This window comes from Caulobacter sp. GW821-FHT10F06 (assembly GCF_058809215.1).
The window spans coordinates 139,808-162,668 of record NZ_JBXASK010000007.1; the positions used below are offsets into that span (position 1 = coordinate 139,808).

Annotated in this window: 16 protein-coding genes; 7 read left to right on the top strand and 9 right to left on the bottom strand. The window is 68.7% G+C overall.

The features are described from left to right. The first annotated feature begins 16 nt into the window (after positions 1-16). Positions 17-2,242, top strand: a complete 2,226-nt coding sequence (locus AC1RUS_RS16690) for a CHASE2 domain-containing protein (protein WP_492917714.1) — start codon at positions 17-19, stop codon at positions 2,240-2,242. Here the strand turns inward: AC1RUS_RS16690 and AC1RUS_RS16695 are convergent. The 4 genes from AC1RUS_RS16695 to AC1RUS_RS16710 form a co-directional block, all read right to left on the bottom strand. Beyond that, entirely contained in the window at positions 2,239-2,739 is a 501-nt protein-coding gene (locus tag AC1RUS_RS16695; RefSeq protein WP_492917715.1) for a hypothetical protein, read from the bottom strand. The genes AC1RUS_RS16690 and AC1RUS_RS16695 overlap by 4 nt on opposite strands. A 96-nt stretch (positions 2,740-2,835) precedes the next feature. After that, positions 2,836-2,973: a hypothetical protein gene (locus AC1RUS_RS16700; protein ID WP_492917716.1), complete on the bottom strand. Its 138-nt coding sequence runs from the start codon at positions 2,971-2,973 to the stop codon at positions 2,836-2,838. Beyond that, a complete protein-coding gene (locus tag AC1RUS_RS16705; protein WP_492917717.1) occupies positions 2,970-3,314 on the bottom strand; it encodes a hypothetical protein in 345 nt (114 codons plus the stop codon). Before AC1RUS_RS16705 ends, AC1RUS_RS16700 begins: the two co-directional genes overlap by 4 nt. 124 nt (positions 3,315-3,438) lie before the next feature. After that, a complete protein-coding gene (locus AC1RUS_RS16710; protein WP_492917718.1) occupies positions 3,439-4,074 on the bottom strand; it encodes a TetR/AcrR family transcriptional regulator in 636 nt (211 codons plus the stop codon). A gap of 408 nt (positions 4,075-4,482) precedes the next feature. On the opposite strand from AC1RUS_RS16710, the gene AC1RUS_RS16715 reads away from it, so the two are divergent. The 4 genes from AC1RUS_RS16715 (at position 4,483) to AC1RUS_RS16730 (ending at position 12,406) form a co-directional block, all read left to right on the top strand. Then, on the top strand, positions 4,483-5,661 hold the full coding sequence (locus AC1RUS_RS16715) for an efflux RND transporter periplasmic adaptor subunit (RefSeq protein WP_492917720.1): 1,179 nt from the start codon (positions 4,483-4,485) through the stop codon (positions 5,659-5,661). Positions 5,662-5,819: 158 nt separating this feature from the next. Then, on the top strand, positions 5,820-8,999 hold the full coding sequence (locus tag AC1RUS_RS16720) for an efflux RND transporter permease subunit (protein WP_492917721.1): 3,180 nt from the start codon (positions 5,820-5,822) through the stop codon (positions 8,997-8,999). 11 nt (positions 9,000-9,010) lie between these two features. Next, positions 9,011-10,555: an efflux transporter outer membrane subunit gene (locus AC1RUS_RS16725; protein WP_492917722.1), complete on the top strand. Its 1,545-nt coding sequence runs from the start codon at positions 9,011-9,013 to the stop codon at positions 10,553-10,555. 189 nt (positions 10,556-10,744) lie between these two features. After that, on the top strand, positions 10,745-12,406 hold the full coding sequence (locus tag AC1RUS_RS16730; RefSeq protein WP_492917723.1) for a M10 family metallopeptidase C-terminal domain-containing protein: 1,662 nt from the start codon (positions 10,745-10,747) through the stop codon (positions 12,404-12,406). Between the two features lie 9 nt (positions 12,407-12,415). On the opposite strand, the gene AC1RUS_RS16735 is transcribed toward AC1RUS_RS16730, so the two are convergent. The 3 genes from AC1RUS_RS16735 to AC1RUS_RS16745 all read right to left on the bottom strand — a co-directional run bounded on the left by AC1RUS_RS16735 (position 12,416) and on the right by AC1RUS_RS16745 (position 16,976). Continuing rightward, a complete protein-coding gene (locus AC1RUS_RS16735; protein WP_492917724.1) occupies positions 12,416-13,300 on the bottom strand; it encodes a TauD/TfdA dioxygenase family protein in 885 nt (294 codons plus the stop codon). A 91-nt stretch (positions 13,301-13,391) separates the two neighbouring features. Beyond that, complete coding sequence (locus AC1RUS_RS16740; RefSeq protein ID WP_492917725.1) at positions 13,392-14,591, bottom strand: acyl-CoA dehydrogenase family protein; 1,200 nt, start codon at positions 14,589-14,591, stop codon at positions 13,392-13,394. 63 nt (positions 14,592-14,654) lie between these two features. Further along, entirely contained in the window at positions 14,655-16,976 is a 2,322-nt protein-coding gene (locus AC1RUS_RS16745; protein ID WP_492917726.1) for a TonB-dependent receptor, read from the bottom strand. Positions 16,977-17,101: 125 nt separating this feature from the next. Here AC1RUS_RS16745 and AC1RUS_RS16750 point away from each other — a divergent pair, with 125 nt between their 5' ends. Together AC1RUS_RS16750 and AC1RUS_RS16755 are read left to right on the top strand one after the other, a co-directional pair. Beyond that, a complete protein-coding gene (locus tag AC1RUS_RS16750) occupies positions 17,102-17,833 on the top strand; it encodes a helix-turn-helix transcriptional regulator (protein WP_492917727.1) in 732 nt (243 codons plus the stop codon). Further along, positions 17,811-19,019, top strand: a complete 1,209-nt coding sequence (locus tag AC1RUS_RS16755; protein ID WP_492917728.1) for an acetyl-CoA hydrolase/transferase family protein — start codon at positions 17,811-17,813, stop codon at positions 19,017-19,019. Before AC1RUS_RS16750 ends, AC1RUS_RS16755 begins: the two co-directional genes overlap by 23 nt. Here the strand turns inward: AC1RUS_RS16755 and AC1RUS_RS16760 are convergent, their stop codons facing one another. Both AC1RUS_RS16760 and AC1RUS_RS16765 read right to left on the bottom strand, forming a co-directional pair. Then, positions 19,020-20,279, bottom strand: coding sequence for a pentapeptide repeat-containing protein (locus AC1RUS_RS16760; RefSeq protein WP_492917729.1), 1,260 nt, complete (start codon positions 20,277-20,279; stop codon positions 19,020-19,022). It abuts the gene before it with no gap. 98 nt (positions 20,280-20,377) lie between these two features. Continuing rightward, a complete protein-coding gene (locus AC1RUS_RS16765) occupies positions 20,378-22,852 on the bottom strand; it encodes a zinc-dependent metalloprotease (protein WP_492917730.1) in 2,475 nt (824 codons plus the stop codon). Positions 22,853-22,861: the final 9 nt, after the last annotated feature.

A 22,861-nucleotide genomic window follows, 5' to 3' on the forward strand; every position in this document is an offset into this window, starting at 1 on the left:
GCCTGGACGGCGTCTGTTGAACTGGCTGCTGGTCGCCACCCTGACCAGCCTGGCCCTGGCCCTGCTGACCGCCAGCCCGCTGACCGCGCGGCTGGACAATGTGCTCTACGACGCCCTGCAGCGCGCGGCGTCGCGTCCGGTCGATCCGTCGATCCTGATCGTCGAGGTCGACGAACAGAGCCTGCGCGACATGGGGGCCTGGCCGTGGCGGCGCACCGCCCACGCCAGGATGATCGACACCCTGACCCAGGCCGGGGCGCGGACCATCGTCTACGACGTGCTGTTCAGCCAGCCGGCCGCCGATCCCGCCGACGACAAGGCGCTGGCCGCCGCGATCAAGCGTTCGGGCCGGGTCTATCTGCCTCAGTTCATCGAGCCGGCCGCGCCGGGCGGCGTCGACCAACTGGTCGGTCCCTTGCCCGCCCTGGCCGAGGGCGCGGCCGGGCTTGGCCTGGTCCATGTCCGCTTCGACGCCGATGGGGTGGTCCGGCGGATGGCGCCGTTCGAGGCCCTGGGTCCGCACCTGACGCCGGACCTGATGACCGTCGTTCACCGCGCCACCCGCGCGCCCGGCGCGCCAGACATCACGCGCGGCGACGCGGAGACCCTGCTGATCCCGTTCGGCGGTGCGGCGGCGCGGTTCCCCAAGGTGTCGTTCTCCGAGGTGCTGCGCGGCGAGGTTCCTTCGGAGCTGATCGCCGACCGCACCGTCTTCGTGGGCATGACCGCCCCCGGCCTCGGCCCCGCCTTCCCGACCCCGGTCACGCCTGACGCGGCCACCATGACCGGCGTGCAGCTGCAGGCCAGCGTGCTGGACGGCCTGCGCAGCGGGGCGATGATCCATCCGGCGGGACTGCTCAGCCGCATCGCCTTCGCGCTCAGCCTCCTATGGTTGCTGCTGGCCGGCCTGCTGGTGCTGCCGCCCCGAGCAAACCTGGCCCTGGTGGTGGGACTGTCGAGCACCGCCCTGGCGCTCAGCGCGGCCTTCTTCTGGCGCGGCGAACTCTGGCTGTCGCCGGTGGCGACGATCATCGGCCTGGCGGCGGTGTCGCTGGTCTGGGGCTGGGGCCAGCTGGGCCGGGTCAGCGACCTGCTCGGCCGCGAACTGCGCCGCCTGCTGCCCGTCACCCAGACCCCAGCCGCCGAAGGCTTCGAAAGCGACCTTGTCGCCCGCCAGGCCCTCAGCCTGGGCGCCGCCATCAACCGGATCGAGGACCTGCGCCGGTTCTCGGCCGACGCCCTGTTCAGCCTGCCCGACGCCACGGTGGTGCTGGACGCCAAGCGCCGGGTTGTGGCCGCCAACGCCGCCGCCCAGACCCTGCTTCGCGCCACCCACCTGCCCCTCGCCGGCGCCTCGGTGGCCGGTTTGCTCAACGCCCTGGAGCCCTTGGGCCGCACCTTCGACGAGTCGTGGCCGCCCGAGGCCGAGCGCATCGATCCCGTCGACCTGCACCTGACCGACGGCCGCGCCTATCAGTCCCAGACGGTGTTTCGCCGCGACGACGCCGGCGAGAGCGCCGGCTGGATCGTGCGGCTGGCCGACATCACCACCCTGACGGCCGCCATGCGCCAGCGGGAACAGGCGCTGCAGCTGCTGACCCACGACATGCGCTCGCCGCAGACCTCGATCCTGGCCCTGCTGGCCACGACGCCGGACGTGCCGCCGGAGCTGGCCGATCGTCTGGCCGCCTGCGCGCGCCGCACCCTGGCGCTAGCCGACGGCTTCGTGCAGCTGGCCCGCGCCGAGGTGACGGCGGTGGCCATGGAGCCGGTCGACTTCTGCGACGTCGCCATCGAGGCCGTCGACGAGCTCTACCCGCAGTGCCGCCAGCGCGACATCGAGATCGAGCAGGAAGGTTGCGACAGCCCGCTGATGGTCATCGGCGATCGAGGCGTGCTGACCCGCGCCGTGGTCAACCTGCTGGGCAACGCCGTGAAATACAGCCCCGAGGGCTCATTGATCAAAGTCTCGGCCCGGGCGGTTCAGACCGAAGGCCGGTCGTTCGTCGACATCTCGATCAGCGACCAGGGTCCGGGCCTGTCGCCGGAGGAGGCGGCCATGGCCTTCCGCGCCTTCCAGCGTTTCGATCGTCCAGGCTCGGAAGCGGCCGGCGGCGTGGGCCTGGGCCTGGCCTTCGTCGACGCCGCCGCGGCGCGTCACGGCGGCGGCGTGCTGTGCGCCAGCGCGCCGGGCGCGGGCGCGACCTTCACCCTGCGCCTGCCGGAATATCGCGCCGCCTAGGGAGCCGGAGCCTCGAGCGCCCGCACCAGCCGCTCGGCCATCTGTTCGGGATCGGCGCGATCGGCGCGAACGCTGGCCCAGGCCGCCGGCTTGCCGGTGGCGACGTCCAGCACCACGGCGGTGGCGGTGTGGGCCTGGCCGCGACGCTGCCACCAGTGACGCCTGGTCGGAGCGCTGCGCCAGGCGGTCTGCTTCAGCGACGGACCGGCGACGTTGGAGATTCCCACCTTGGGCGGCGAGACCCCGACGCCGATCTGCAGCAGATAGGCCGGCGGCTTGCCGCTGGAGACGTCGGCGCCGTTGGCGGCCAAGCGCTTGAGCACGCCGGACTCGATCGACTTGGCCAGGGCTGCGTTGGCCAGCGAGCCCTGGCCGCTGAGCGGCGCCAGGCTCTTGCCCTTCAGGACCGCCGGGCTGCCGTCACGGGTGACGGTCGGCGTCGTCGCGCAACCGCTGACGGCCAGCGCCGTCGCCAGGGAGATGACCAAGATGCGCACGTTCGCTCGCCCCCTCATCCTGGCGCGAAGGCCAGGGTCCGAACTTTGGATTGAACTCTAGCGGGCTCGATGCTCGCGGTCACCCGCCGATGGAGCCTAGTGAGCCAGCCGCCACAGTCCCCACAGGAACGCCGTCCACAACAGCAGGCTCAGCACGCTGGCGGCCATGAACCGCATCAGCCACGGCGCGAGCTGGCCAAGCTGTTGAGGCTGGATCAGCGCGAGCGGCCTCATCGCGAGCCCGCCGGGCGGTCAAGCAGCATGGCGATGGCGCGATCGGTTAGGGCCCAGCGACGGCTGTGCGGACCGTAGGGGAGATATAGCAGTCGCTCGGACCGTGCGTCGCTGGCTCCGCCGCAATAGAGATCGAAGACGTCGTCTAGGGCGTCGGCCACCGACGGGGGAAGACCCTCCAGATCGTGGGCCTTGGCGATCTGCGCCGCGACGAGATCGCGATGCGCCGAACCGCCCAGCACCAGCAGGGCCTTGACGATGTCCTGCACGAAAGGATCGAGGATGACGAGTTCGCCGCGCGGCGCATCGCCAACCCGAACCTTCGCCTGCAACTGGACCATCACGCTCTCCGACACGTCTCACCTGTCAGTTAGACGTCGCCGACGACGGCGCCGCCAGCGGCGCCGGAGCGTTTTTACAATAGATTACAAAGTCCGGACGGCGCGGCGATCGTCCGGACCCGTATCAGGCGCGCTCGCCCAGGGCGCAGCGGATCAGCGCCCTGCCCGCCCTAGCCACCGCCCGCACCGGCCCTTCGGCGCCCAGAGTGACCCGCGCCGAGGAAGAGCCTTCCATCAGCAGCATCAGGCCGTCGGCCAGATCGTCGTCCTTGGCGCCGGCGCGTTTGCACAGGTCGATCAGCCGGGCGTGCAGGGTCTGCTTGTAGGCGACCGACACCTTCTGGGCGGGGTGATCCACCTCGTGCAGCTCGATCGCCGCGTTCGACAGCGGACAGCCATGGACGTCGCCGGTGCAGGCCTTGGCCTCGAAGGCGTCGAAGATCGCCTCCAGCTGGCCGCGCGGGTCGTCGCAGCAGCAGGCCGTAACCTGATCCCACCAGACCCAGTAGTCGCGCTCCTGCTCGCGCAGGATCTCGGCGACCAGCTCGTCCTTGGACGGGAAGTTCCGGTACAGCGTCATCTTGGTCGCATCGGCCTCGGCGGCGATGGTTTCGACCCCCACGGCGCGGATGCCGTGCTGATAGAACAGCTCGCGGGCCGTCTCGAAGATACGGTCCCGGGCCGGGCGCTTCGACGCGGGCGCGCAAACCGCGGCGTCCGCCCCGGCTTCCCCACCCCCATCAGAATTTCTCGCGGCCATTTCAATTACCTCATCTTGACGTGAGAGTTACCGGTCAGTATCTCTGCCCCGTGGCGATGATACCGAACGGTCTCGTCACATCCTAAATCGTCCTCGCGGGGACGAAGGTCAAGTGGCCCGCTCCGCGACATCCCATCCCATAAACCCTTTTGGAGGGCGCGCCATGCCCCAGGACACGAACACACACGCCGTCCCGCCCGCCAGCCGCCTGGGTTGGTTGGCCGCCGCGCGACTGCACGTCCGTCCAATTCGTCAGTGGATCGGACAAGCCGCGAGGACCGCGCCGGGCGATGACTGGACCGCATCCAAGTCCAGCCGCCGCACCCGCCGCCCGGTCTGGGAATGACCCCAGGCATGACCGCCACACTGCTTCCTCCCCGTTCTCCACGCCCTTCGGCAGGACACACCATGCGCATCCAACCCGTTCTCACCTCGCTCGCCGGCCTGGCCGCCATGGCCGTGCTGGCCGCCTGCGGCGCCCAGGCCAAGCAGGAAGCCGCCCCGCCGCCCGCCCAGGTCACCGTCACCGCCGTGTCCTTCAAGTCGCTGCGCCAGTGGGATGACTTCACCGGCCGCCTCGAGGCCATCGACACCGTAGAGATCCGCCCCCGCGTCGGCGGCTATGTCGACGGCGCTCGCTTCCAGGAAGGCGCTCGCGTCTCCAAGGGCCAGGTGCTGTTCCAGATCGACCCGCGCCCGTTCCAGGCCGAGGCCAACCGCGCCGCCGCAGAAGTCGCCCGCGCCAAGGCCCAATGGGATCTGACCATCGTCAACCGCGAGCGCGGTCGTCGCCTGATCGAGCAGAACGCCCTGGCGCAAAGCGAGTTCGACCGCCTGTCGTCGGAAGAAAAGGCCGCCCAGGCCAACCTCGCCGCCGCCAACGCCGCCTACCAGACCGCCAAGCTGAACCTGGAGTTCACCCGCGTGGTCTCGCCGATCGACGGCCGGGTCTCCAAGGCCCTGATCACCCGCGGCAATCTGGTGACCCAGGCCGACCTGCTGACGACCGTGGTGTCCGACACCCCGATCTACGCGGCCTTCAACGCCGACGAGCAGACCTTCCTGAAGTACGCGGCGGCCGAACGCGGCAAGCAGAGCCCGGTCTATATGGGCCTGATGACCGAGGACGGTTATCCGCACATGGGCAAGCTGGCCTTCATCGACAACGCCATGGACGCCAAGAGCGGCACCATCAGCGGCCGAGCCATCTTCGCCAATGGCGACGGCCGGTTCACGCCGGGCCTGTTCGCCCGCATCCGCCTGGTCAGCGACGCCTCGCAGACCGTGGCCCTGGCGCCTGACCGCGCGGTGGCCACCGACCTCGGTAAGCGCTTCGTCGTTGTGGTGGGCAAGGACAACAAGGCCGAGTACCGCCCCGTCGAGATCGGCCCTCTGGCCGGCAACCTGCGCATCATTCGCCAGGGCCTGAAACCCGGCGACCGGGTGATCGTCGGCGGCCTGCAGAAGGTCAAGCCGGGCGACACGGTCAACCCGGTGACCATCAAGACCGACATCACGAGCGACCTTGGCCAGCTGGAATCGGGGCCGCAACGGGTGGCCCTGGCCGACACCGTCCAGCAGCGCTGATCCCATCTCGGAAACCTCGTCCTTCGACAGGCTCAGGATGAGGTTTCCGACTGAACCGACCGAACAGTAGCCCTCATCCTGAGCTCGTCGAAGGACGAGGGCGGGCCCCGTGCGGCCCAATGCTTACCCCCTCTTCGCCTCCTCCCCGGACGCCTCCCATGAATTTCTCCAAGTTCTTCGTGAGCAGACCGCGCTTCGCCGCCGTGCTCTCGATCGTCATCTTCATCGCCGGGCTGGTGGCGCTGCCGCGCCTGCCGATCTCGGAATATCCAGAAGTGGTGCCGCCGACCGTGGTCGTGCGCGCCGCCTATCCGGGCGCCAACCCTTCCGTCATCGGCCAGACCGTCGCCGCTCCGCTGGAGCAGGCGATCAACGGCGTCGAAGGCATGCTGTATCAGTCGTCGGCCTCGGCCGCCGACGGCGCGATGGTGCTGACCGTCACCTTCGCCCTCGGCACCGATCTCGATAAGGCCCAGGTGCAGGTGCAGAACCGCGTCGCCCAGGCCCTGCCGAAACTGCCCCAGGAGGTGCAGCGCATCGGCGTGACCACGGACAAGGCCTCGCCCGACCTGACCATGGTCGTGCACATGACCTCGCCGAACAATCGCTACGACATGCTGTACCTCAGCAACTACGCCCAGCTGAACATCAAGGACCGAATCAAGCGCGTCGACGGCGTGGGCGACGTGCAGATCTTCGGCGCTGGCGCCTACTCGATGCGCGTGTGGCTGGACCCGGAAAAGCTGTCCTCGCTGAACATGACTGCTGGCGACGTGGTCAAGGCCCTGCGCGAGCAGAACGTCCAGGTGGCTGCCGGCCAACTCGGCGCGCCGCCCACTGACATGGGCTCGGACTTCCAGCTGTCGATCAACGCGCCTGGCCGCCTGACCGACGAGGAGCAGTTCCGCGACGTGATCATCCGCTCGGGCGACAACGGCGAGATCACCCGCCTGGGCGAAGTGGCCCGCGTGGAGCTGGGCGCCAACAACTACGCCCTGCGATCCTTGCTCGACAACAAGTCGGCCGTGGCCATGCCGATCTTCCAGCGCCCCGGCTCCAACGCCCTGGCCATGGCCGCCGAGGTCAAGAAGACGATGCAGGAGCTCAAGAAGGAGTTCCCTGAAGGCGTCGACTACGAGATCGTCTACGACACCACCGCCTTCGTCCATGAGAGCATCGACTCGGTGGTCCACACCCTGATCGAGGCCATCATCCTGGTGGTCCTGGTTGTGGTGCTGTTCCTGCAAGGCTGGCGCGCTTCGATCATTCCGCTGATCGCTGTGCCCGTGTCTCTGGTGGGCACCTTCGCGGTGCTGCTGATGCTGGGCTTTGGCCTCAACGCCCTGACGCTGTTTGGCCTGGTGCTGGCCATCGGGATCGTCGTCGACGACGCCATCGTCGTGGTGGAGAACGTCGAGCGCAATATCTCCAATGGCCTCGAACCGGCCGCGGCCACCCGCAAGGCCATGAGCGAGGTCACCGGACCGATCATCTCCACGGCGCTGGTGCTGTGCGCGGTGTTCATCCCGACCGCCTTCATCACCGGCCTGTCGGGCCAGTTCTACCGTCAGTTCGCCCTGACCATCGCCATCTCGACGGTGATCTCGGCCTTCAACTCCCTGACCCTGTCGCCGGCCCTGGCCGCCGTGCTCCTCAAGAGCCACGACGCGCCTAAGGACCGCTTCCAGAAGATGATCGACGCGGCCTTGGGCTGGCTCTTCAACCCGTTCAACCGCTTCTTCGCCAAGGCTTCCAACGGCTACGTCAACGGCGTGGCCAAGAGCCTGGGCCGGTCGACCGCCGGCCTGATCATCTATGGCGTGCTGCTGCTGCTGACGATCGGCGCCTTCGCCAAGACCCCGGGCGGCTTCGTGCCGCAGCAGGACAAGGCCTATGTCGTCGCCGTGGTGCAACTGCCCGACGCGGCCTCGCTGAACCGCACCGAAGCCGTTGTCCGCGAGATGGGCGACATCGCCCTGAAGGTGCCGGGCGTCAAACACGCCATCGCCTTCCCCGGCCTGTCGGTGAACGGCCTGATCAACAGCCCCAACTCGGGCGCGATCTTCTTCGCCCTCGACGACTTCAAGGATCGTAAGGGCAAGGACACCTCGGCCGGCGCCATCGTCGGCGCGCTGAACCAGAAGTTCGGCGCCATCCCCGACGCCCAGATCGCGGTCTTCCCGCCGCCTTCGGTTCAGGGCCTGGGCACCATCGGCGGCTTCCGCATGCAGATCGTCGACAAGGCGGGCCTGGGTTCGGACGAGCTGTACAAGGCGACCCAGAACCTGATGGACAAGGCCCGCCAGGACCCCGCCCTGACCGGCGTGTTCTCGAGTTATCAAGTGGGCGTGCCGAAGATCCAGGCCGACATCGACCGCGAAAAGGCGCGAGCCTCGGGCGTGTCGCTGACTGACCTCTTCGAGACCATGCAGGTCTATCTGGGCTCGCTGTACGTCAACGACTTCAACCGTTTTGGCCGCACCTACGAGGTCAACGTCCAGGCCGACCAGAAATTCCGCCTGCAACCGGAACAGATGCTGCGCCTGCAGACCCGCAACGGCTCGGGTCAGATGATCCCGCTGGGCAGCTTCGTCAGCTTCAAGGAGGCCACCGGTCCCGACCGCGAAAGCCACTACAACGGCATGCTGACCGCCGAGATCAACGGCGGCCCCTCGCCCGGCTTCTCGTCCGGCCAGGCCCAGAAGGCGCTGGAAGACCTGGCCAAGCAGGAACTGCCCAACGGCATGGGCTATGAGTGGACCGAGCTGACCTACCAGCAGATCCTGGCCGGCAATTCTGCGGTCTACATCTTCCCGCTCTGCGTGCTGCTGGCCTTCCTGGTGCTGGTCGCCCAGTACGAAAGCTGGACCCTGCCGCTGGTCGTCATCCTGATCGTGCCGATGACCCTGCTGTCCGCCCTGGCCGGCGTCCTGCTGACCCATGGCGACAACAACATCTTCACCCAGATCGGGCTGATCGTGCTGGTGGGCCTGGCCTGCAAGAACGCCATCCTGATCGTCGAATTCGCCAAGGAGCGAGAGGAGCATGGCGACACGCCGCTGCAAGCGGTGCTGGAAGCCTGTCGCCTTCGCCTGCGGCCGATCCTGATGACCTCGATCGCCTTCATCATGGGCGTGTGGCCGCTGGTCGTCAGCCATGGCGCGGGTTCGGAGATGCGCAAGGCGATGGGCGTGGCGGTGTTCTCCGGCATGCTGGGCGTCACGGTCTTCGGCCTGATCCTGACCCCGATCTTCTACTTCGTCATCCGTCGCAACGCCGCCCGTCGGGTGGTCAAGGCGGCCCCGACCCCGACGTCCGACGTCGTGGCCTCGCACTGAGGATTTGTCCGATGAACACCTCGACCACTCGCCCCCTCCTGGCTGCTGCGCAGCCGTCCTCCCCCATAGGGGGAAGAGGAAAGGCGCCGACCTTCATCTTCCCCCTATGGGGGAGGAGCGCCGCAGGCGCGGAGGGGGCTAGTCGCACCGCTCGCGCCCTCCTGATCGCCGGCGTCTCCCTCCTCGCCGCCGCCTGCGCCGTCGGGCCCGACTACAAGACCCCGGCCACGCCGCCGGCGGTGTTCCAGAACGCCGCCGCCGACACCTTCATCACCGCCACGCCCGAAGCCGACTGGTGGAAGAGCTTCGGCGACCCGGTGCTGGATCAGCTGGTGACCAAGGCCCTGGGCGACAACCTGGACATCCGCATCGCGGTCGCCCGGGTTGACGAGGCCCGCGCCCTGTTCAAGGACGCGCGCCTGGACCAGCTGCCCCGCGTCACCGCCAGCGGCGCCTATCAGAAGAGCGACCAGCAACAGCCCGGCTCAAACGGTCAGCGGGTCGAGAGCGAGACCTACCAGGCCGGCTTCGACGCCGGCTGGGAGATCGATCTCTTCGGCCGGGTGCGTCGCGGCGTCGAGGCCGCTCGCGCTGAAAGCGGAGCGGCCAAGGCCGACCTGCGCGACGCCCAGGTGACCATCGCCGCGGAGGTGGCCCGGAACTATCTGGAACTGCGCGGCGCCCAGGCCCGCCTGGCCGTCGCCCAGCGCAACCTGGGCACCCAGCGCGAGACCGTGCGCTTGACCCGCGTCCGGTTCGACGCCGGGGCCGGCAGCCCGATCGACGTCGCCTCGGCCCAGGCCCGCCTGAACGCCACCGAGGCGGTCATCCCGGCGCTTGTCACCGCCGAGAAGATCTACAACCACCGCCTGGCCGTGCTGACCGGCCAGCGCCCCGGCGCGCTGGACCCCCTGCTGGTCGCCCGCGAGACCGAGATCCGTCCCCGAGTCGCGGCCCTGCCGATCGGCGACGCCGGCGAGCTGCTGCGCCGCCGCCCCGACGTCCAGGCCGCCGAGCGCCGCCTGGCCGCCCAGACCGCCAAGGTGGGGGTGGCCACGGCCGACCTCTTCCCACGCGTTCGGGTGACCGGCTTCGTCGGCTTCCTGTCGGGCACGACCTCGGGCTTCGGCAACAGCGCGAGCCAGGCCTGGTCGGTCGCGCCCAGCGTCAGCTGGCCGGCCCTGGACCTCGGCGGCGCCCATGCGCGGCTGAAGGCGGCCGAGGCGCGCGGCGACGCCAGCCTGGCGTCCTATGACCAGACGGTGCTGCGCGCGCTGGAAGACCTGGAAAACGCCCTGGTCTCCTATCGCCAGCAACAGGCCCAGCTGAAGAGCCTGACCGATCAGGCCTCGGCCTCGCGCCGCGCCGCCGAGCTGGCCCGCATCCAGTACAAGGAAGGCGGCATCGACTTCCTGGTGCTGCTGGACGCCGAACGCACCCTGCTGGCCGCCGAGGACGCCCTCAGCGTCGCCGAGACCGGCGTTAACACCGACGTCGTGGCCATCTACAAGGCGCTCGGCGGCGGCTGGACGCCCGCTACGAAGGGGGCCGCCTGAGGAACATCCGCCACGCTGGCGGCTTCATCTCACAGGGAAAGCGGTTTCGCTGTTAAGCTCCCGTTTTCACTAAAGCTTTACTGTTGCAGGCGCGTCCAAAGGCCGCGCCTGTCGCAGATTGTGACGGCCCGGTCGGACACCTAGGTTCCGATCCGGGTCGGGGGACCCTTGTCCTTGTGAGAAGTCGCCATGGCGTATGATGCTTCGCTGCAGTCGGATCGGCTGTCTTCCCAGCAATCGGATGACCCGCAATTCTACCTGAACGCTGACGCGCGGGCCGATACGACGGCGGGCGGCAAGCCCAGCCTGTCGGTCGAAGCCGCCGGATTCAAGCTGATCGGCGGCGATCCCGGCTGGTCCGGCGCCCTGGGTGTCGGGTTCACGGTGACCTACGCCTTCCGCGCCAGCGCCCCGTCCTCGTATCCGGACGACACCGGCGGCTTCTCGCGGTTCAACGCCGCCCAGATCCAGCAGGCCGAACTGGCCCTGACGGCCTGGTCGGACGTGGCCAACATCAAGTTCACGCGCGTGGGCGCCGGGACGTCGGGCGAAGCCGCCTATTCGGACCAGGCCACGATCCTGTTCAGCAACTACGCCACCGGCAACGATGGCGCCGCGGCCTTCGGCTACTATCCGGGCAGCACGGCGAGCTCGTCGCGCAGCGGTGACATCTGGGTCAACAGCACCCTCGGCTACAACGTTACGCCCACCGCCAGCAACTATGGCGGCATGGTGCTGGTCCACGAACTGGGTCACGCCATCGGCCTGGCCCACCCCTCGGAATACGACGCCGACAGCGCAACCTCGCCGACCTACGCGGCCGACGCCGACTATTATGAAGACTCTCGCCAGTACACGGTGATGAGCTACTTCAGCGAGCGGAACACCGGCGCCAACTACAACGGCGCTTATGCCTCCTCGCCCCTGCTCGACGACATCTCGGCCGCGCAGCAGGAGTACGGCGCCAACATGACGACGCGGACCGGCGACACAGTCTACGGCTTCAACTCGACCGCCGGCCGGGCCTGGTTCGAGGCGACTTCGGCCAGCACCAAGCTGGTGTTCGCCGTCTGGGACGCCGGCGGCAAGGACACCCTCGACTTCTCGGGCTATTCCAGCAACCAGCTGATCAACCTGCAGCAGGGCTTCTTCTCGGACGTCGGCGGTTTGGTGGGCAATGTCGCCATCGCCATGGGCGCCGATATCGAGGACGCGCGCGGCGGGTCGGGCGCCGACACCCTCAACGGCAACGCGCTGGGCAACTGGCTGCGCGGCGAGGCCGGCGCCGACACGATCAACGGCCTGGCCGGCGACGATCGTCTGGACGGCAACGACGGCAACGACACCATCTATGGCGGCGCCGGCTTCGACCAGATCAACGGCAATGTCGGCAACGACGTCGAGTACGGCGGCGAAGGCGGCGACTGGGTGGTCGGCGGCCAGAACAACGATCTGCTGTACGGCGAGAACGGCGACGATGTCGTCTATGGCAACCTGGGCAACGACACCTGCTACGGCGGCGCGGGCGCTGACTGGGTGCGCGGCGGCCAGGGCGACGACGTCCTGTACGGCGACGACGGCAACGACTGGATGGCGGGCGACCGTGGCAGCGACACCCTCACCGGCGGCGCGGGCGCGGACATCTTCTACAGCTTCGCCGGCGCGGGCCAGGACCTGATCACCGACTTCAACCGCGCCCAGGGCGACCGCATCCAGCTGGATCCCGGCCAGGCCCACACCGTCTATCAGAGCGGGGCCAACACGATCATCGACCTGGGCAACGGCGACCAGATCATCCTGGCCAACGTCACCTCCACCAGCCTGACCGGCGACTGGCTGATCGGCGGGTAAGGCCTACCCTCAATAGGGCGCGTCGCCGACGATGGTGACGCGCTCGACGATCCGCTCCTGCGGCCAGTAGTCGAGGATCGCGTAGTGCTGGGTCGCGCGGTTGTCCCAAAAGACGATCGCGTTCGGCGTCCAGCGGAAGCGCACCTGGTATTCAGGCGTCTTCACGCGATCCAGCAGGTCGGCCAACAGAGTCTTGGCCTCGTCCTCCGGCAGACCCAGGATCTTGGTGGTGAAGACCTTGTTGACGAACAGGTGCTTGTCGCCGGTCTCAGGATGGGTGCGGATAACCGGATGGATCATCGGCGGATAGGCGGCGCGCAGCTCCTGGCGCTTGGCCTCGTCAACGCGATAGCCGTAACTCTGCAGGATGTCGTGCTCGGCAGTCAGGGTCGCCAGCTTGTCCTTCAGCGCCTGGGGAAGATCCCGATAGATGGCGGCGGTGTCGGCGAACAAGGTGTCGCCGCCCAGAGGCGGCATATCGCGCATACGCAGCACTCCGCCCATGGACGGCGCGGCGCGGAAGGTGACGTCGGTGTGCCACTTGTTGGCGACACGGACCAGCGGCACGATCTCCTCGCGCAGCTTCATGCCGTCAGCGGCCTCGATATGCAGGATCTCGGGGAAGCCCGGCACGTGGCTGGTGACCGGATGGCCCTCCAGGTCGCCGAAATAGCGCCCGAAACGGACATGGTCTTCGTGGCTGATGTCCTGGTCGCGGAAGAACACCACCTTGTGGCGCAGGAGGGCCGCGCGGATCGCCGCGACAGTCTCCGGAGACAGCGGCTGACGCAGGTCCAGCCCCGAGATCTCAGCCCCCAGCACCGTGCTGACGGGCGTGACGGTCAGGCCGGCATAGTCGAGCGCATCGGCGACGATCGGCGCGTGGGCGTTCATGGCGTCCTCCCGGATGCCGCCCGTCCGCGCGAGCGGCTTTTATAACGCTACCCTACGCGCGGTCCTGCCGGGCTCAACGGAGTTTTTCTGGTCACAACCCCAGAACCAGCCGTCCAATGATGTCGCGCTGGATCTCGTTCGAGCCGCCATAGATCGAGGCCGCGCGGTTGTTGAGGTAGCGGGCCATCAGCACCATGGCGTGCTCGGGCCCGACGATCGGCAGGTTCGAGCCCGGCTCGCGCGCCGACAGCTGATGCACGGCAGCGTAGTGACCCGCGGCCTCGACGCCGATCTCGTCCAGCTTCTGCATGGCCTCGGCGCCCTGCACCTTCAGCATCGAAGACACCGGTCCGGGATTGCGCCCCGTGGACACCGCCGACAGCACCCGGTGCTCGCCCATCTCGACGGCCTGCACCGTGACCTCGGCTTCCGAGAGAAGGCGGCGGAAGGCCGGATCGTCGATCAGCCGCACGCCGTCCTCGGCCTCCAGGGCGGCGATCTCGCGCAGGCGCTTGAGGCAGACCTTCAGCCCTGCCGCCGCGCCGCCGCCGCGCTCGAACTCCAGCAGATACTTGGCCACCGTCCAGCCGTCGTTCTCCGGCCCCACTCGACCCGACATCGGCACGCGGACGTCGTCGAAGAACACCTGATTGACCTCGTGTTCGCCGGCCAGGGTGATGATCGGCTCGACCCGCACGCCCGGCGTGGTCATGTCCAGCAACAGGAAGGTGATCCCCGCCTGGGGCTTGCCCTCGGCCCGCGTGCGCACCAGGCAGAACATGTGCGTCGCCCATTGGGCGTGGGTGGTCCAGATCTTCGAGCCGTTCAGCACATAATCGTCGCCATCGGCCACGGCCTTCATCTGCAAGGAGGCCAGGTCCGAGCCCGAGCCCGGCTCGGAATAGCCCTGGCACCAGTAGTCCTCCCCCGACAGGATGCGCGGCAGGTAGCGGGCTTTCTGCTCGGGCGTGCCGAACCGCATGATCACCGGCCCGACCATCTTCAGGCCCATGGGCGCGAGGTTGGGCGCGCCCGCCGCCGCGCATTCGGCCGCGAAGATGTGGCGACGCACCTCGTTCCAGCCCGTCCCGCCATGCTCGACCGGCCAGGCAGGCGCCACCCAGCCCTGCTGATGAAGGATCCTCTGCCAAGCCAGGCTGTGGCGCTTGTCGGTGAAGACGCTGGTCGCCCGCTGACCCACCTCGCGCAGGCTGGGCGTCAGGGCGCGATCCAGAAAGGCCCGCACGTCGTCACGGAAGCGCAGGTCCTCCGCGCCGAGGTCTAGGTTCACGAGAAGCTCCGAAAAGACCGGCCGACGGGCGAGCCGCCGGCCGAGTTACCGAGATGGCGAGGTCTAGAAATTCAGCCGCAGGCGCAGCGCCATCGAACGCGGACGCTCGGTGGTGGCGAAGTACGACCCGGTCGCCAACGGTACGTCGTTGGCGGTCTGGAAGGTCCGTTCATTGGTCAGGTTGCGACCGACGAACTCCACCGCCCAGGCCCGGCTTTCGGGACCGAAGCCGACCAGCAGGTTGATCTTGGTCGCCGCCTTCTGGAGCGTGTTCGGATCCAGGTCCTGGGCGCCGTAGTAGTCGTCGACATAGTTGGCCTGACCGTCGAACGTCAGGCGGTAGGACCCGATCGGCGCCACGTAGCGCGCGCCCAGGCTGGCGGTGACCTTCGGGGTGATCTGGTTGGTCCGCCCCGTGAGATCGTTGACGCCCGCCGCCGAGCACAGGGCGCCGTTTGCGAAGCCGCCCGCCGCGATCTGGGCCACAGTGCAGCCGGCGTTTTTGTAGTCGGTGTACTGGAAGTCGATGTATCCGACGGCGGCGTTGAAGCTCAGCGCCTCACTGGCCCGCCAGCGGCCGTCCAGCTCCAACCCCTTGGCCTCGGCTGCGGCGGCGTTGCCGACGACATAGGACGTGCCGCCGGTGAACTGCGAGGTCTGGATGTCGCCGTAGGTGACGTGGAACGCCGCGAGGTTCAGGTCGGCGCTGGCCCCGAACTTCAGCTTGGCCCCGATCTCGTACGAGGTCGCCTTTTCGGGCTTGTAGGCGATCTCCTTCAGCATCCGGGACTGATACTGCTCGGCCGTCTCGCCGACGCGCGCGCCGCCGGTGCCGAAATAGGCCGCGTTGAAACCGCCGCCCAGGGTGCTGTGGGCGGCGCTGACATAGAGGCTGGCGTCCTGCGTCGGGCTCCAGCGCAGATTGGCCGACCACGAGACGTCATCCTCCTTACTGCTGGGACGCAGGTCGTGCGGCGTGGCCTCCAGCACCGCATTGGCCAGCACCGCCAGCACCGGCGCCGGCAGCGCCCCGCCGGTCACGGCGTTGGTCAGGGTGATCAGCTGGTGGGCGTCCTTCTTCTCGGACGCGTAACGCAGCCCCCCGGTGGCCTCGAGCTTGTCGGTGATCTCCCAGGTCGCCTGGCCGAACACGGCCCACAGCTTGCTCTCCTGATCGAAGACCCCGAAGCGGTTCAGCGGCGGGAACGGCACGCCCAACGGCACGGTGTTGGCGTAGGTCCAGCCGTCGTTGTCGAGGTTCGATTCCTGCAGATAGATCCCGGCCAGCGACCGCAGCGCGCCGACCTGCTTGAAGTTGATCCGGCTTTCCAGACTGACCTGGCTGTACTGCTCGACCTGCTTGACCTGCAGCACGTCCAGCGGACCCAGGTCGGCGTCGAAGGCGCGGGTGAAGCCATAGGCCGACCAGGCGGCGATGGTGGTCCAGTCGCCGATGGGCAGACGCAGATCGAGGCGACCCATCACCTCGTCGGAATCGCCCTTCATCAGATAGGCCGAGCCCAGGTCGAGGAAGGCGGAGCTGTTGCCGATGCGGGTGCGGCCGTCGATCTTGCCGTCCGAGCCCAGGCTGGTCAGCAGCGGGGCCAGCGCGCCGCCCAGCTTGATGATCTCGATCGGGCTGCCCTTGATGTCGAAATCGCCGTGATCGTAGCGGGCGAAGAACTTGGCGTCGGGGCCCAGGTCCGCTTCGGCCGACAGGCGCGCGCCCCAGTTGGTGTAGCGGGGTTGGGCCTCGTCGTAATAGCTGTTGTCGACCCAGCCGTCGGACATCTTGTTGTACTGGACGGCTGCCCGCAGGCGCAGGCTGTCGTTTACCGGGCCGGAGACGAAGCCCAGAGCCTCGGTCTCGCCCTGCTCGAACTCCCGGCTGACAGAGGCCGCGCCGTCGAACTCGCTGGTCGGCTTGGCGGAGCTGATGTTCAGGGCCCCGCCGACGGTGTTCTTGCCGAACAGCGTGCCTTGCGGGCCGCGCACCACTTCCAGCATGCCCATGTCCAGGAAGGCGAACCGCGACTGCACGCCCCGGCCGCGATAGACGCCGTCGACGAAGGTGGCCACCGCCTGCTCGCCAGCCGCCTGCAGGTCCGAATTGATGCCGCGCATGGCGATCACGTCGGAGATCGGGCTCTGCGAGACGGTGAAGTTGGGGATCGTTCCGGTCAGGTCCTGGAACTTGGTGACGCCTTGGGCCTGCAGCGTCTCGCCACGCACGGCGGTGATCGACAGCGGCACGTTGCGCAGGGTGACCGAACTCTTGGTCGCGGTGACGATCACCTCTTCCAGTTGCTCCTGGGCCAAGGCCGATCCCCCCGTGGCCAACGCAGCCAGGACGGCGGCCGACGCGGCCCACAGCGAATGTCTCATTCAAAACCTCCCCAACCGCCCTTTTCCGGCGGTGCATGCGACGTCGCTTCATCGAGCGACGTTCGATGTCAGGTTGCGAAACCCTCGGGGTCGGAACAAGCTAGTGGAAATGACAGGGGGAACGGATGAGCCTGGAGGACGTCGAAAGCCTGGCGCGTGACGCCGCCGCGCTGGGCGTCGAAACCGGCCTGCCGTACATCGCCGCCAGCGCCGACATCGGCAGCCCCAAGCCCATGCTGGGAACGGATGGCCGCCCCCTGGCCGAGAGCGTGTTTCGCTGGATCGATCCGGAACTGCAGTACTGGCGCGACACCAGCTTCGCCCTGCGCGCGCCGTTCGTGTTCGCCACGCGCTTCACCGCAGAGCCCTTCTATTTCCAGAACGGGCAATTGGCGACCTGGCGCGAGGCGGCCTGGACCCGGACCCTGGGCGCGATCGAACAGGCCGACAGCTTCGGCGTCGGCGCGGCGATCATCGCCCCGGCCTACCTGCCGCGCGGCGTGATCGGGGCCGTGGTCTGGGCGACACCCGACGCCGCCACCGACGTGAAGAGCGTGTTCGAGGCCCGCGCCAGCCAGTTTCACGCCCTGGCCCTGAAGCTGACCGGCGCCTACCAGGATCTGGACCTGAAGTCGGCCGGCGAGCAGGCTCGCCTGACCCGACGCGAGATTCAGGTCCTGAAATGGGCCGCCGCCGGCAAGACCGACGGCGAGATCGGCTCGATCGTCCGGATCGCCACGCCGACCGTGCGCTTCCACATCGTCAACGCCGCCGGAAAGCTGGGTGTGGCGGGACGGTCCCAGGCCGTTCACCGGGCCGCGACCCTGGGCTATATTGGGGCGGTGCCCACTGCCTAGGCCGCGCGTCTTCGTCAGCTCATCGGCCACCGAACCTTTCGCCGCCGCGCCCCTGTCGCGCCTGCTGGAGCCGCTGCGCGGGTCGGCGAGCTTCGAGGGCGGCTTCCTGCCGGGCGTGAACAACTTCGACTGGAGCAGCCTGGGTCCCGACGCCCGGATGTCCGGCCCATTCATGTCGCCGGCCTGGCGCGCGATCGCGGCGGCGGGACGGTTCGAGAAGTTGCCCCTGACCTATAACGGCTTCGCCCGACGGGTGGCCGGCATGCGCTATGCGGCGGGCCTGTTCATGGTCACGCCGCCAGACGACCGGGGCCTGTGCTCATTCGGGCCGACCACCGACTTCGCCCCGACGGCGCTGGACCGCTGCGCGGTGAAGATCGCAATCCTCAACCCGTCCCTGCCCCGTCTGCCCGGTTCGCTGACCGTCCGCCTTGAGAGTTTCGACGAGATCATCGAGCACGACAGCCCCTTGGCCGAATACGCCGTGCGCGCGCCGGGACCGATCGAGCGTCGGATCGTCGAACACATCGTCGCGCTGATCCCCAACGGCGCGGCGGTGCAGAGCGGCCTGGGCCGGATCGGCGACGCGCTGTGGACCGGGTTGGCCGGCCGCGAGGGCCTCAGCGCCCACAGCGGCATGGTCTGCGATCCGATCGCCGACCTGATCCGCCAGGGCGTGCTGAGCCGGGTGACGACGGGCAGTTTCCTGGGCTCGCGCGCCTTCTACGACCAGGCGCCCGGCCTGCCGAACGTGCTGATGGACACGGCTTTGCGCACTCACGACCTGGAGCGGCTGGCGGCGATCCCGAACTTCGTGGCGGTCAACTCGGCCATCGAGGTTGATCTGCTGGGACAGGTGAACGCCGAGTGGGTGGACGGCGAGGCGGTTTCAGGGCCCGGCGGCCTGCCCGACTTCATTCGCGGCGCGCAACGCTCGCCGGGCGGCGTGCCGATCATTGCCCTGGGCTCCAGCGCCAAGGGCGGCGCGGTCAGCCGTATCGTCCCGCGCCTGGACGTTTCGCCCACCTTGCCGGCGTCCGAGATCGGCGTGGTGGTCACCGAGCATGGCGCGGTCGACCTGCGACCGCTTGAGGGCGAGGTGCGGGCCATGGCCCTGATCGCGATCGCCGCGCCCGACCACCGCCCCGCCCTGCTCCAGGCCTGGCGACGCGGGATCCAGGCCTGACTACATGTCGATGACGAAGGCGTCATCGTCTTCGGCGTCTTCCGGTTCGTCGACCGGCGTCGGGACCAGCGGCGTGCGCTTGGCGCAGTGCAGGTCGGCCAGGGCCAGGTCGGTGTCGCCGAGATCGACCTCGCGCAGGTCGGCATAGCGCAGGCTGGCGTGTTCCAGCGTGGTGGCCTTCTCGCGATCGATCTTGAACGGCAGAGCCGCCAGCATCGATCGGCGCAGATCGGCCTGGCCCAGATTGGCGCCGCTGAGGTTGGCGCCGCGCAGATCGGCCTGACGCAGGCTGACGCCGCGCAAGTCGGCCCCCTCCAGCAGGGCGCCCTGCAGCGAGATGCGGCTGAGGTCCATGCCGGCCAGGCAGGCGTTCTTGGCGCTGACGGCGGTCAGGAAGGCCCCGACCAGATGGCCGATCGGACGTAGGTCCTCGCCGTCCAGCACCGCCGGCTCGCCCGACTTGCCGCCGGTCGTCACCCATTCGCGGTGCGCGGCCAGCTTGGTGAAGATGATCGCCGCCCGGGCGGTCGCCTCGGTCGAGGGATCGCACAGCGCGCCGGTCATCACCGATCCCATCGTCCTGGCCGCCTTGGCCAGATCGACCTTGGTGACCACCGCGTTGGTGAAGTCGGCGCTTTCCAGATTGGCGCCGGTGACGTCGACATTGTCGATCACCGCGCCGCGCAGGCTGGCGTTCTTGAGGTTGGCGCCGGTCAGCTTGGCGCCGCGCATTGAGCATTCGGAGAAGTCCGCGGCGGCGGCCGAGACGTCGTCCAGGCGCGAGCGGTCCAGCACCGCGCCGGAGATGTTGGCGCCGTCCAGCTGGCCGGCCGACACCTTGTGGCGCAGCACAGCGAACTTGGTGTCCTCGTCGGAGATGGCGATACGGCCGGCCCGCAGGTCGGCCTGGGTCAGGTTGGCGTGCGAGAGGTTGGCGCCCTTGAAGCGCGCGCCGCGCAGGTCGGCGCGGACGAACGACGCGCCCACGAAGCTGCTGGCCTGCAGGTCGGCCCCGAACAGGCAGGCGCGCGAGAACCGCGAGCGGTCGAACTTGCAATTGATCAGGGTCGAGCCGGTCAGGTCGGCGTCCGACAGGTCGCGCGTCGACAGGTCTACCCCGTCCATCAACGCGAACCGCAGCACCAGTCGGCGGCCGCCCGGCGTGCGTTTCACGAACCGCTCATGGGCCGCGACCAGAAGCTCGGCTTCGCGCTGCTTGATGCGGACCCGTTCGGGCTGTCGCGCCGCCTTCAATGCCACTCGTCGGTCCTTGCGAAAGCGTGACGCCGGGTTGATCCCCGCGCCACGCTTAAGCTGCAACCGTTTATTTTCGGTCGATGACCTTAGGTCAGCCTCGACTAATCGACGCCAGGATCGCTGTCGCCGATCGGCATGCCGGGCGGGGTTTCAGGCTTCAGCTTGGCGTCGCCCAGCACCTTGCTCAGCGCCTCGTCGTCGCGCAGCAACGCCGCAAGACGCAGGTTCAGGGCCCGATCCGCAGCGTCGGCGCCCGGCGCGGCCTTCAGGCGGGTCGCCAGCTCCGAGAGCTTCAGGTCGATCTCGGCGGCGGCCTGGGGCGAGCGTTTCACGTCGCGGGCGGCGGCGGCGAGGTCCAGCACGGCGCGCCAGCGGACCCGCCGGGCGATCTCGGCCTGACGCCCCGTGGCCGGGGCGAACACCGTAGCCAGGAGGGTGTCGGTCAGCTCGCCCACGCCCAGCTGGGCCGGATCGCGGCGCTTCTGGTCGACCAGACGCGCCAGGCGCTCGGGCGCCAGCAGCGGGTCCAGCGCCACGCCGGCCCCGACATCGGCCGCCACCAGCGGATCAAAGACCGGCCCGCCCATGCCGCCGAACACCTCGATGACGTGCTGGCGGTCGGACTCGCCTGACTGGCCGCCCGACAGCAGCGGGACCAGCTTCTCGGGCGTGTCCAGCTCGGCGGGCGACAGGGCCGACATCAGCACGGCCAGGGCCGCGCGCTGCTTGTCGGGTGCGACCACCGGGGCGACCTGCCCAGCGTCGCCCTTGACCGCATAGCTGAACTCGACGCCGCCGACCTGCTTGACCGTCGCCTCGAGCTGGTAGCGGTGCAGCAGATAGATCGGCACGTATTTGCGCTTGAGCGTTTCGACCGTCTCGCCGGTCTTCAAGGCGTTCAGGCCGAACTGGTCGATAGCCACGCGGCGCACGGCCAGCATCCGCTTGAGCTCGGCGACCGAGTCCGCCCCGTCGTCCCACAGCGCGCCCCACGGCTGGCCCGAAGCCGCGCCGCGCGAGTCGCCATCGGTGATGTATCGCAGCTTGTTGTTGGCGGCCTTCGTCGCCAGGACCTGCTTGCCCGCCGCGCCGGCCGGGACGTCGCCATACAGCCAGTCGACCGTGAACCTGTCCCACGCGCCGATGCCCACGCCATAGGCGTCGGAGAGGTCGATCTTGCCGTTCGTCAACTTCACCCGCGGCGCGGGGTAGTCCATCACCGAAGCGCGGTCCTGGGTGGAAGCGGCGAAGTTGTGGGCGAAGCCCAGTGAGTGGCCGACCTCGTGCGCCGCCAGCTGGCGCAGACGTGACAACGACACCTGGATCGGATCGTTGGGACCGCCCTTGCCGTTCTGGTCGGCGCCGACCAGGCCTTCGAAGATCAGCATGTCCTGGCGTACGCGCAGCGCGCCCAGCAGCACCGAGCCCTTGAGGATCTCGCCGGTGCGCGGGTCGGAGACCGACTGGCCCATCGACCAGCCCCGCGTGGCGCGGTCGACCCAGTTGATCATGCTGTAGCGGATATCGAGCGGATCGACGCCCTCAGGCAGCACCTCGACGCGATAGGCGTCCTTGAAGCCGGCGGCCTCGAAGGCGGCGGTCCACCAGCGCGCCCCGTCGACCAGGGCGCTGCGGATCGGCTCCGGCGCGGCGCGATCCACGTAGAAGACGATAGGCTTCTTCACCGTCGAGACGGCGGCCGTCGGATCGGTCTTTTCCAGGCGGAACCGGCGAGCCATGCGGCTGACGATGTCCTCGCCCAGCGGCACGGCGTAGTCGAGACCGACCACGCCCCAGGTGCCCGTACGCGGATCGAAGGCGCGCGGCACGAAGCCCGGCTCCGGCAGCTTCACCAGCGAGTGGCGGACGATCACCGTCATCAGCTTGGGATCGGGCGAAATGTTGCGGCTCTCGGGCCCGGGGGTGTCGGAAGCGAAGGTCTCGCGAGCCTCGAACTCGATGTTTTCGGGGAACACCTTCACCGCCGACGGGTCGGCGATCGACAGCTCCATCACCTGCTTGAAGCCGGGCTCGCCGGCCTGCTTCAACGCGTCGGCGGCGCCGATCACGTCGCGAGTCAGGAAGCTGGAGATATCCACCAGGATGCGGCCGTCTGCGGTCTCCGACACCACGTCGCCGGCCCACACCGTCGAGACGGCGAAGGCCTCGCGGGCGGCGGCCTGCTCGGCGGCGGGCGCGCCGGCGGCGGTGAACTTGGGGTTCTCGTACTCGGCGACCACCTTCTTGCCGATACGGCGGAAGACCAGAATTTGCGTGTCGCCTAAGGCGGCGCGGTCCAGGCCGACGGGCGCCGAACCCATGCCGGTCTTCAGGGCGGTGACATAGATGAAGCGACCGCTGACGCCGTCGGCGTCGGCCGGCGGCAGGGATAGCAGGATGCGGCCCTTGGCCTTGTCGACATGGACCGGCAACAGGCCGTCCATCCTCGTGGTTCCGGCCAGGGCGGTCTCTGACGCCGAGGCGGGCGGCGAGGCCTTCTCGGCCGCCAGGACCGGCGTCGCCGCCGACAAGAGCAGAGCGGCCGCAAGCGCGGCGCGGCTGACGGTTCCAAGCATGTGATACGC

Bases quoted from the DNA above. Each gene is read 5' to 3' on its own strand.
- AC1RUS_RS16700 (WP_492917716.1), bottom strand. From the start codon at position 2,973: ATGAGGCCGCTCGCGCTGATCCAGCCTCAACAGCTTGGCCAGCTCGCG.
- AC1RUS_RS16705 (WP_492917717.1), bottom strand. From the start codon at position 3,314: ATGGTCCAGTTGCAGGCGAAGGTTCGGGTTGGCGATGCGCCGCGCGGC.
- AC1RUS_RS16710 (WP_492917718.1), bottom strand. From the start codon at position 4,074: ATGGCCGCGAGAAATTCTGATGGGGGTGGGGAAGCCGGGGCGGACGCC.
- AC1RUS_RS16715 (WP_492917720.1), top strand. From the start codon at position 4,483: ATGCGCATCCAACCCGTTCTCACCTCGCTCGCCGGCCTGGCCGCCATG.
- AC1RUS_RS16720 (WP_492917721.1), top strand. From the start codon at position 5,820: ATGAATTTCTCCAAGTTCTTCGTGAGCAGACCGCGCTTCGCCGCCGTG.
- AC1RUS_RS16725 (WP_492917722.1), top strand. From the start codon at position 9,011: ATGAACACCTCGACCACTCGCCCCCTCCTGGCTGCTGCGCAGCCGTCC.
- AC1RUS_RS16730 (WP_492917723.1), top strand. From the start codon at position 10,745: ATGGCGTATGATGCTTCGCTGCAGTCGGATCGGCTGTCTTCCCAGCAA.
- AC1RUS_RS16735 (WP_492917724.1), bottom strand. From the start codon at position 13,300: ATGAACGCCCACGCGCCGATCGTCGCCGATGCGCTCGACTATGCCGGC.
- AC1RUS_RS16745 (WP_492917726.1), bottom strand. From the start codon at position 16,976: ATGAGACATTCGCTGTGGGCCGCGTCGGCCGCCGTCCTGGCTGCGTTG.
- AC1RUS_RS16750 (WP_492917727.1), top strand. From the start codon at position 17,102: ATGAGCCTGGAGGACGTCGAAAGCCTGGCGCGTGACGCCGCCGCGCTG.
- AC1RUS_RS16765 (WP_492917730.1), bottom strand. From the start codon at position 22,852: ATGCTTGGAACCGTCAGCCGCGCCGCGCTTGCGGCCGCTCTGCTCTTG.